Origin of the sequence: Acinetobacter sp. S40, assembly GCF_016624705.1 — a bacterium.
Classification (GTDB): Bacteria; Pseudomonadota; Gammaproteobacteria; order Pseudomonadales; family Moraxellaceae; genus Acinetobacter.
Map to the genome: position 1 here is coordinate 1 of NZ_JACVTU010000049.1, position 244 is coordinate 244.

Consider the following 244-nt stretch of genomic DNA (forward strand, 5'->3'; position numbering starts at 1 on the left):
GCCTCAGGCAACTACACCAGCGCCTTAACTCCAGCAGACGGAATTGTTGACGGTTCAGCAGTCACTGTAGTCGCTACGACGACAGACCGGAATGGTCATAACGTTGGTCCTGCGACTGACAGCATTGCTGCCCAAGGTGACAATGACAACGACCCAAGCACTCCTGAAGATACAGGTCTGGACTTGGTTACAGGTGCGATCACAGTTGATATCGTGGAGACTGGCAGCATCACAGGTACGACGA

Annotated in this window: 1 pseudogene; it reads left to right on the forward strand. The window is 53.3% G+C overall.

The features are described from left to right. Positions 1 to 244, forward strand: a pseudogene (locus IAE19_RS16515) (hypothetical protein); the annotation flags it as partial.